Annotated in this window: 10 protein-coding genes and 1 pseudogene; 8 read left to right on the top strand and 3 right to left on the bottom strand. The window is 71.4% G+C overall.

Annotation, left to right across the window (positions count from 1 at the left end):
• The 4 genes from N4P33_RS28835 to N4P33_RS28820 form a co-directional block, all read left to right on the top strand.
• Positions 1-626: flavodoxin-dependent (E)-4-hydroxy-3-methylbut-2-enyl-diphosphate synthase (locus N4P33_RS28835; RefSeq protein WP_260829801.1), on the top strand; the 626-nt coding region annotated here is incomplete at its 5' end.
• A 220-nt stretch (positions 627-846) separates the two neighbouring features.
• Entirely contained in the window at positions 847-1695 is an 849-nt protein-coding gene (locus tag N4P33_RS28830) for a GNAT family N-acetyltransferase (protein WP_260829799.1), read from the top strand.
• Positions 1696-1724: 29 nt separating this feature from the next.
• Positions 1725-2255, top strand: coding sequence for a GNAT family N-acetyltransferase (locus tag N4P33_RS28825; protein WP_260829797.1), 531 nt, complete (start codon positions 1725-1727; stop codon positions 2253-2255).
• 72 nt (positions 2256-2327) lie between these two features.
• Complete coding sequence (locus tag N4P33_RS28820) at positions 2328-4028, top strand: proline--tRNA ligase (RefSeq protein WP_260829796.1); 1701 nt, start codon at positions 2328-2330, stop codon at positions 4026-4028.
• A gap of 327 nt (positions 4029-4355) precedes the next feature.
• Here the strand turns inward: N4P33_RS28820 and N4P33_RS28815 are convergent, their stop codons facing one another.
• The 3 genes from N4P33_RS28815 to N4P33_RS28805 all read right to left on the bottom strand — a co-directional run bounded on the left by N4P33_RS28815 (position 4356) and on the right by N4P33_RS28805 (position 6396).
• The gene (locus tag N4P33_RS28815; RefSeq protein ID WP_260829794.1) at positions 4356-5258 is read right to left on the bottom strand and encodes an aminoglycoside phosphotransferase family protein; all 903 of its coding nucleotides are present in this window, start codon (positions 5256-5258) and stop codon (positions 4356-4358) included.
• 69 nt (positions 5259-5327) lie between these two features.
• Positions 5328-5801, bottom strand: coding sequence for a ferritin-like domain-containing protein (locus N4P33_RS28810; RefSeq protein WP_260829792.1), 474 nt, complete (start codon positions 5799-5801; stop codon positions 5328-5330).
• Between the two features lie 4 nt (positions 5802-5805).
• A complete protein-coding gene (locus N4P33_RS28805; protein WP_260829791.1) occupies positions 5806-6396 on the bottom strand; it encodes a hypothetical protein in 591 nt (196 codons plus the stop codon).
• Between the two features lie 256 nt (positions 6397-6652).
• Here N4P33_RS28805 and rimP point away from each other — a divergent pair, with 256 nt between their 5' ends.
• The 4 genes and pseudogenes from rimP to N4P33_RS28785 all read left to right on the top strand — a co-directional run.
• Positions 6653-7150: a ribosome maturation factor RimP gene (gene rimP, locus N4P33_RS28800; RefSeq protein WP_260829789.1), complete on the top strand. Its 498-nt coding sequence runs from the start codon at positions 6653-6655 to the stop codon at positions 7148-7150.
• A 2-nt stretch (positions 7151-7152) separates the two neighbouring features.
• On the top strand, positions 7153-8142 hold the full coding sequence (gene nusA, locus N4P33_RS28795) for a transcription termination factor NusA (protein WP_260829788.1): 990 nt from the start codon (positions 7153-7155) through the stop codon (positions 8140-8142).
• Between the two features lie 144 nt (positions 8143-8286).
• A complete protein-coding gene (locus N4P33_RS28790; protein WP_260829787.1) occupies positions 8287-8568 on the top strand; it encodes a YlxR family protein in 282 nt (93 codons plus the stop codon).
• A gap of 165 nt (positions 8569-8733) precedes the next feature.
• Positions 8734-9081: pseudogene (locus tag N4P33_RS28785) on the top strand (translation initiation factor IF-2 N-terminal domain-containing protein); the annotation flags it as partial.

The raw sequence follows: 9081 nt of genomic DNA, 5'->3' as shown, positions 1-9081 counted from the left end.
TCGAGGAGCACGACTTCCGGGACATCAAGATCTCGGTGAAGCACAACGACCCGGTCGTCATGATCGAGGCGTACCGGCAGCTCGCCGAGCAGTGCGAGTACCCCTTGCACCTCGGCGTCACCGAGGCCGGCCCGGCGTTCCAGGGCACGATCAAGTCGGCGGTCGCCTTCGGCGCGCTGCTCTCGCAGGGCATCGGCGACACCATCCGCGTCTCCCTGTCGGCCCCGCCCGCCGAGGAGGTGAAGGTCGGCATCCAGATCCTGGAGTCCCTGAACCTCCGCCAGCGCGGCCTGGAGATCGTCTCCTGCCCGTCCTGCGGCCGCGCCCAGGTCGACGTCTACAAGCTCGCCGAGGAAGTCACCGCGGGCCTCACGGGCATGGACGTCCCCCTGCGCGTCGCCGTCATGGGCTGCGTCGTCAACGGCCCCGGCGAGGCCCGCGAGGCCGACCTGGGCGTCGCCTCCGGCAACGGCAAGGGCCAGATCTTCGTCAAGGGCGAGGTCATCAAGACGGTCCCCGAGTCCAAGATCGTCGAGACCCTCATCGAGGAGGCCATGAAGCTGGCCGAACAGATGGAGGCGGACGGCGTGACGTCGGGCGAGCCGGAGGTTTCCGTCACCGGCTGACCCTCTCAGCACCGGTCGGCACCAACCAGCCCGTCCGGCGCTTGAGGACGAGGCCCGTTCAGGGCCGAAGCGGGGGCCTGGGGGCGGCAGCCCCCAGACCGCCCACACCAGGCAACCGGCGCCTGCACAGCAAACGGCACCCTCACCGGGGCGGCACGGCAAACGCACCGCAGGTACAGTGCGGAAATCAGCAGACCCGAGTGTGTGTGAGGCCCCGCACGTGTTGACGCAGACCACCTCCCGGGTCCTCGAACCGAGTGACCTGGACGCCGCCCTCGCCGTGCTCGACCGCGAGCCCGTGGCGAACGCCTTCGTGACCTCCCGGGTGCAGGTCGCCGGCCTGGACCCGTGGCGGCTCGGCGGCGAGATGTGGGGCTGGTACGAGGGCGGCATGCTCACCTCCCTGTGCTACGCCGGCGCCAACCTGGTCCCGATCTGCGCCACCCCCCGGGCGCTCCGCGCCTTCGCCGACCGGGCCCGCCGCGCGGGCCGCCGCTGCTCCTCGATCGTCGGCCCGGCGGACACCACCGCCGAGCTCTGGCGACTCCTGGAACCCCAGTGGGGCCCGGCCCGCGAGGTCCGCCGCCACCAGCCCCTGATGGTCACGGACCACCTCCCCGGCCACATCGCCCCGGACCCGTACGTCCGCCGCGTCCGCAAGGACGAGATGGAGACGATCATGCCGGCGTGCGTGGCGATGTTCACCGAGGAGGTCGGCGTCTCCCCGCTGGCCGGCGACGGCGGGCTGCTCTATCAGGCGCGGGTCGCCGAACTCGTCGGCGCCGGCCGCTCCTTCGCTCGTTTCGACGCCGACGGCAAGGTCGTCTTCAAGGCGGAGATCGGCGCGGCGACGGACCGGGCCTGCCAGATCCAGGGCGTCTGGGTCGCCCCGGAACACCGGGGCAGGGGCATGGCGGCCCCCGGCATGGCGGCGGTCCTCCGCTACGCCCTGGCGGACGTGGCCCCGGTGGCGAGCCTCTACGTGAACGACTTCAACACCCCGGCCCGACGCACGTACGAGAGGGTGGGCTTCCAAGAGGTGGGAGCCTTCATGAGCGTGCTCTTCTGAGACGGGGGAGGGACTGTAGGCTCCCCGCCATGGACCCCGTCATCGGCCCCTTGGACCTCACCGCCCACGTGGACGAGGCGCTGGCCGTCCAAGCCGCGGCCTTCGGCCTGGGGCCCGACGAGGTGGCGGTCCGCCGTCAGATCGTCCTGCGCCACATGACGCACCCCGGCGCACGAGCCCTCGGCGCGACCGCCGGAGGCAGGCTCCTCGGCTTCGTCTACGGCATGCCCAACGACCGCACCCACTGGTGGTCCACCGTCGTGGAGCCCTACCTGCGCGCCCAGGGCAACGACCACTGGCTCGACGACTCCTTCGTCATCACCGAGCTGCACGTCCACCCGCGCCACCAGAAGCAGGGCATCGGCCGCGCCCTGATCACCGCGATCACCGACACCGCCACCGAGCCCCGCTCGATCCTCTCCGCGATCGACGTCGAGAGCCCCGCCCGGGGGCTCTACCGCTCCCTCGGCTACCGCGACCTCGCCCGCCAGGTCCATTTCCCCAGCGCCCCGAAGCCCTACGCGGTGATGGGCGCCCCCCTGCCACTCCTTCGCGCATAACCGATTTCCACCGCCCCGCACCACCCCGCTAACCTCCTGTCATCACCCAGACGCAGCAGGAGTACGAGAACCATGGCGAACGCACCGGTCCAGCGCATGTCCCAGTTGATGGCGAAGACGCTGCGCGACGACCCGGCGGACGCCGAGGTCCTCAGCCACAAGCTGCTCGTCCGCGCCGGCTACGTCCGCCGCACCGCCGCGGGCATCTGGAGCTGGCTGCCCCTCGGCAAGAAGGTCCTCGCCAACGTCGAGCGCGTCGTCCGTGAGGAGATGGACGCCATCGGCGCCCAGGAGGTCCTGCTTCCCGCCCTCCTGCCCCGCGAGCCCTACGAGGCGACCGGCCGCTGGGACGAGTACGGTGCGGAGCTGTTCCGCCTCCAGGACCGCAAGGGCGGCGACTACCTCCTCGGCCCCACCCACGAGGAGATCTTCACCCTGCTGGTCAAGGACCAGTGCACGTCCTACAAGGACCTGCCGGTGATCCTCTACCAGATCCAGCACAAGTACCGCGACGAGGCCCGCCCCCGCGCCGGCATCCTGCGCGGCCGCGAGTTCCTGATGAAGGACTCCTACTCCTTCGACCTGGCCGACGAGGGCCTCGCCGAGTCGTACGCGCTGCACCGCCAGGCCTACCAGCGGGTCTTCGCGCGCCTCGGCCTCGACTACCGCATCTGCGCGGCGACCGCCGGCGCGATGGGCGGCTCGAAGTCGGAGGAGTTCCTGGCCCCCGCCGAGGCCGGTGAGGACATCTTCGCGGACTGCCCGAACTGCGACTTCGCCGCGAACACGGAGGCGATCTCCTACGAGCTGAAGCCGGTCGACGCCACGGACGTCCCGGCCGCCGAGGACATCCCCACCCCCGACACCCCCACCATCGAGACCCTGGCCGCCCAGCTCGGCGTCCCGGCCTCCGCCACCCTCAAGAACCTCCTGGTGAAGGTCGACGGCGAGATCGTCGCCGTGGGTGTCCCCGGTGACCGCGAGGTCGACATGGGCAAGGTCGAGGCGTACTTCGCCCCGGCCACCGTCGAGATGGTCACCGAGGCGGACTTCATCTCTCACCCCCACCTGGTGCGCGGCTACGTCGGCCCGCAGGGTCTGGACAAGGTGAAGTACATCGCCGACCCGCGCGTCGCCCCCGGCACGGCCTGGATCACCGGCGCGAACAAGGCCGACACCCACGCGAAGAACGTCGTCGCCGGCCGCGACTTCGAGGTCGACGAGTACGTCGACGTGGTCGTCGTCCAGGAAGGCGACCCCTGCCCGAACTGCGGCACCGGCCTGCGCCTGGACCGCGCCATCGAGATCGGCCACATCTTCCAGCTGGGCCGCAAGTACGCCGACGCCCTCAAGCTGGACGTCCTCGGCCAGAACGGCAAGCCCGTCCGCGTCACCATGGGCTCCTACGGCATCGGCGTCTCCCGCGCGGTGGCGGCACTGGCCGAGCAGACCGCCGACGACAAGGGCCTGTGCTGGCCGAAGGAGATCGCCCCGGCCGACGTCCACGTCGTCGCCGCGGGCAAGGCCCTGCAGACCGAGCTGGCCCTCGACGTCTCCGAGAAGCTCGCGGCGGCCGGCGTCCGCGTCCTGGTCGACGACCGTGCGGGTGTCTCCCCGGGCGTGAAGTTCACCGACTCGGAGCTGATCGGCGTCCCGCAGATCCTGGTCGCAGGCCGCCGTGCCGCGGAGGGCATCGTCGAACTGAAGGACCGCAAGACGGGCGAACGCGAGGAACTGACGGTCGAAGAGGCCATCACCCGCCTCACGAACTGACCGACACCGGGGCCGGCCGGGGGGGTGGGTGCCGCTGCGCCCACCCGTGCCGCCCTGGGGGGAGGCACGACTTCCCGCAGCCGCGCGCGGCGCGTACGTGCGCCAGGGCGTGGGCGGGCCGCAGTCGCGTACGGCGGAAGGGGACGTGTCGGGGGGTGTCCGCCCGCAGCGGGCGGCGGGAACGCCGGGGGCGTTGCTGAGGGACGTAGCGGCGTACCGAGGACGGACACCCCCCGGCGCGGCCCCGACTCACCCACCGGCAGAAGGCGCTACGCGCACGCCCACCAAACCCGCAGCTGCGCCGCAGGCATGAAAACCCGCACCCCCCTACAGCCAGCCGGCGAACTCCAGCAGCAGCTCCGCGTCCCGCTCCCGCCCCACCCTCCGCGCCCGCACCCCCGACTCCACCGCCCGGAACAGCGTCCACCCCCGCAGCCGCTCCTGATCCACCTCCAGCGACTCCGCCAGCCGCTTCACCCGACGCCGAGTCGTCGCCGCCCCCGCCGGCTGCGCGATCAGATCCTCCACCCGATCCCGCACCAACCGCGCCAGATCGAACGCACACTCACCCACCACCGGGTCCGGCCCCACCGCCAGCCACGGCATCCGCTCCCCGGCCAGCACCTTGCTCTGCCGAAACGTCCCATGCAGCAACCGCGCCTCCGGCGCCGTCGCCACCAACTCCTCCCGCGCGGCCAACGCAGCCTCCACCAGCGGCCGGACCTCAGCATCACCCGCCGCGCTCGCCCGCATCGCCTCCGCCTGACGCCCCGTCCGCTCCTCGACCGTCTCGAAGACGTGATCCCCCGGAGGCTCCACCCACAGCCGCCGCAACGTCCCCGCCGCCTCCAGCAACGCCTTCGCCTCCGGCAACGACCGCACCGACACATCCGGATGCAGCCGCTCCAGCAACAGCACCCCCTCCGCCCCGCCCGACGGCTCCAGCAACTGCACGGCCCCACGCCCACCCCAGTGCGCCAGCGCCGCCCGTTCACTCTCAGGCCGAGCCCGACGCGGCGCCAGCTTCAACACCGCCGGCGTCCCGTCAGCCATTCGCACCAGCACAACAAGGCTGCTGCGCCCCCCGGGCACCTGCACCCGCTCCACGGTCAACTCACGCGCTGCGACGGCCCGATCCGCAACCTCCGGCAGCCTCGCCAGCCAGTCGTCACCGTCCGGCGCCGTCTCCCCGAGCGCCCTCACCAGACGCTGCGGCGGTTCGAAAGCCATGCGCGAGTCGTTCCCTTCCACCTGTACGCGGCACCTGCCTGCTGTACGCGGCACTGCCTGCCGCCCCCGTCATCCCGCCGGCGCCGCAGCCCCCGGCGTCGTACCGTCCGCCCGCTCCGCGAGCCCAGGGAAGGCTACGCTCTCCCCGCTCCAGCGCACCGCCCGCACCGCAGCCTCCCGCAGCGCCTGCGCGGCGGCCCGGCGCCGCTCACCCGAGCTGTCCCGCACCAGATCGGCGTAGACCCCGGCCACCCGGGCCTCCAGCTCCGCGGCGAGCCGTACGGCAGCACCACCGTCGGCCACGGGGAACGGCAGCGCATAGCCCGCCGCCGCCGCGACGGGCGTACCGCCCGCGTCCCGTACCTCACGCATCAGCGTGTCCCGCCGCGCCCGGTGGGCGTCGTACGCCGCCCGCGCCTCCGCGCGCCGCGGCTTCTCGATCCGCCCGCCGACGACTCCGTAGCCGTACACCGCGGCGTGCTCGGCCGCCAGCGCAGCCTGCAGCGCCCGCAGCTCCCGGTCCTTCGCCTCAGCCTCGCTCACCCCGTCACCCCTTCGTCAGCAGATACGCGCGAGCGGCCCCGGCCGCCGCCACGGACGCCAGCAGCCGAGCGAGCTCGCCCGGAGCATCCAGCAAGGCCTCGACCCGCCGGTCGGCCAGCTCCCGCTCCGCCGCGGCGAGCTGAGCGAGGGCGTCCTTCTCTTTCACAGGCACGGCTGAAGCCGAAGGCGAAGCCGAGGAACCCACCCCGGACGACTCAGTGGACGCCGAAGCTGAAGCCGCAGCCGCAGCCGCAGCCGAAACCGACGCCGAAGGCGAAGCCACCCCCTCCACCCCCCCGAACGCCTCCCCCTGCCGCACAACCGCCTCCCGCAACGCCCCCAACCGCCCCGCCAGCTTCGGATGCGCCACGATCACCGCGTCGTACCGCTCCACCAGCTCCCGGCTCTCTTGCGCCGCACGCGCCCGTGCCCGCTCCTCGGCCGAGGGACGCCTGCCGGCACCCTCCCCTGAGGACTCGGACTCGGCGGAACACCCCGCAGAGAGCAGGGCCGCCGGCACAGCGGCGGAGGCGACGGCGAGCAGACTCCTTCTGCGCGGCCCCGAAGGGGTACGCAAAGACGGGGACAACGACACGGCAGACGTCCTCGGGGAGCTCGTACGGAACGCGGCGACCAAAAACGGAAGAGGGCCCAAGCCCGCGATCACCGTACCCGTGCCCACGCCCACCCGCCGTCAGCGGCACCTCGACCCGCACCCCGACCGCACCCCGCCGCAGGCGTTCCGCACCCTCCGTGACCAGGTGGACAGCAACACCCTCCGCGACCGGATACCCTTTGACCAGACACGCGACCCATCCCACAACAGCACACGCGGCCGAGGAGTCACCCGGATGAGCACCACCCAGAGCGAGAGGCTGCGAGAACTTCTGGAACCGCTCGTCAGCTCACAGGGCCTCGATCTCGAGGAGATCGCCGTGGACTCGGTCGGCCGGAAGCGTGTGCTGCGCGTCGTCGTCGATTCCGACACGGGTGCGGACCTGGACCAGATCGCCGATGTGAGCCGCGCGCTCTCGGCGAAGCTGGACGAGACCGATGTGATGGGCAGCGGGGAGTACACCCTCGAGGTGGGCACCCCGGGCGCGGAGCGCCTCCTCACCGAGCACCGGCACTACGTCCGCGCCACGGGCCGCCTGGTGAGGTTCCAGCTGACCGAGGGCGGAGAGCTCACCGCGAGAATCCTGAAGGCCGACGACGAGGGTCTCGATCTCGAGGTGCCCGGAGTGAAGGGCCGCAAGGCCACCACCCGCCGACTCGCCTTCTCCGACATCGACAGGGCACGCGTGCAGGTCGAGTTCAGCCGCAAGGACAAGAAGGAAGAGGAGGCGTAGCCGTGGACATCGACATGAGCGCCCTGCGGGGCCTGGTCCGTGAGAAGGAGATCTCCTTCGACCTGCTGGTCGAGGCGATCGAGTCGGCCCTCCTCATCGCCTACCACCGCACCGAGGGAAGCCGCCGGCACGCGCGCGTGGAGCTCAACCGGGAGACCGGTCATGTGACCGTGTGGGCGAAGGAGGACCCCGAGGACCTCGAGGAGGGCCAGGAGCCCCGCGAGTTCGACGACACCCCGTCCGGCTTCGGCCGTATCGCCGCCACCACGGCCAAGCAGGTCATCCTGCAGCGCCTGCGCGACGCCGAGGACGACGCGACGCTCGGCGAGTACGCGGGCCGTGAGGGCGACATCGTCACCGGTGTGGTCCAGCAGGGCCGCGACCCGAAGAACGTGCTGGTGGACATCGGCAAGCTGGAGGCCATCCTGCCGGTGCAGGAGCAGGTGCCCGGCGAGACGTATCCGCACGGCATGCGCCTGCGCAGTTACGTCGTCCGGGTGGCGAAGGGTGTGCGCGGCCCGTCCGTGACGCTCTCGCGCACGCACCCCAATCTGGTGAAGAAGCTGTTCGCCCTGGAGGTGCCGGAGATCGCCGACGGCTCGGTGGAGATCGCCGCGATCGCCCGTGAGGCCGGTCATCGCACGAAGATCGCCGTCCGGTCCACCCGTTCCGGTCTGAACGCCAAGGGCGCCTGTATCGGCCCCATGGGCGGCCGTGTGCGCAATGTCATGGCGGAGCTCAACGGCGAGAAGATCGACATCGTGGACTGGTCGGACGACCCGGCCGACATGGTCGCGAACGCGCTGTCGCCGGCCCGGGTGTCCAAGGTGGAGATCGTCGACATGGCGACCCGCTCCGCCCGGGTGACCGTGCCGGACTACCAGCTGTCCCTGGCGATCGGCAAGGAGGGCCAGAACGCCCGGCTCGCCGCCCGCCTGACCGGCTGGCGCATCGACATCCGCCCGGACACGGAGCAGGCCGCCGCCGAGTGACCGGAGCGGCCGGCCGGCAGTCGGTGAGCGGCCGGGGAATAGATCCAGACCGCAGGGCGCTGAGATCACGACAGCTTCGTGCCCTGCAGGTGTTCGATTCTTGCCCCAAAGGGGTGAGGTCGGTCTGGGGAGGTAGACTTAGCTGTGTCTGGCCGGACACGTATCCGCGCATGCCCTGAGCGCACCTGCGTGGGGTGCCGGGAGCGAGCGGTCAAGAACGAGCTGCTGCGGATCGTGGCGATCGAGGGCGCGTGCGTCCCCGATCCTCGCGGTACGCTGCCCGGCCGGGGTGCTTATGTGCACCCCGCCCCGGTCTGTCTCGACCAGGCAGTGCGCCGCAAGGCGTTTCCGAGGGCGCTGCGCGTCCCGGGACCGCTCGACGTAATGGCGTTGCGCCAGTACGTGGAGCAGGCACAAGGTTGCTGAGAGCAGCCCGGTAAGGAAAACGTGCCGTACGGAACCCCCCGTACGGTCTGGTACCTCGCGAGTCGAAAGCAGGTCGAGATTGCGATGAGCACTCGATGAGTACGCGATGAGTACGCCCATGAACTAGCGACGGTCCGGACGCAACCCGGACCTCAAAGGAGCGAAGTGGCTAAGGTCCGGGTCTACGAACTCGCCAAGGAGTTCGGTGTGGAGAGCAAGGTCGTCATGGCCAAGCTCCAGGAACTCGGTGAATTCGTCCGTTCGGCGTCTTCGACCATCGAAGCGCCCGTTGTACGCAAGCTGACCGACGCCTTCCAGCAGGGCGGGGGCAACGGCAAGTCCGCCGCGAAGCCCGCGCCCAGGAAGGCCGCTCCGTCGGCCCCCAAGCCCGCCTCCGGACTGCTGCACGGCGCCTACTCCTTCGCGGGCGTCGCCGACTTCTGGCGAGTCGAACGCCACGCGCTCGAGGGCGCCGCCGCCCGCCTCGCCCACTTCGAGTTCGCCCTGTGGCGC

This window comes from Streptomyces sp. 15-116A (assembly GCF_025290915.1).
GTDB lineage: Bacteria > Actinomycetota > Actinomycetes > Streptomycetales > Streptomycetaceae > Streptomyces.
The sequence above is the reverse complement of the archived record's forward strand: the minus strand, read 5'-3'. Positions and strand labels throughout refer to the sequence as shown.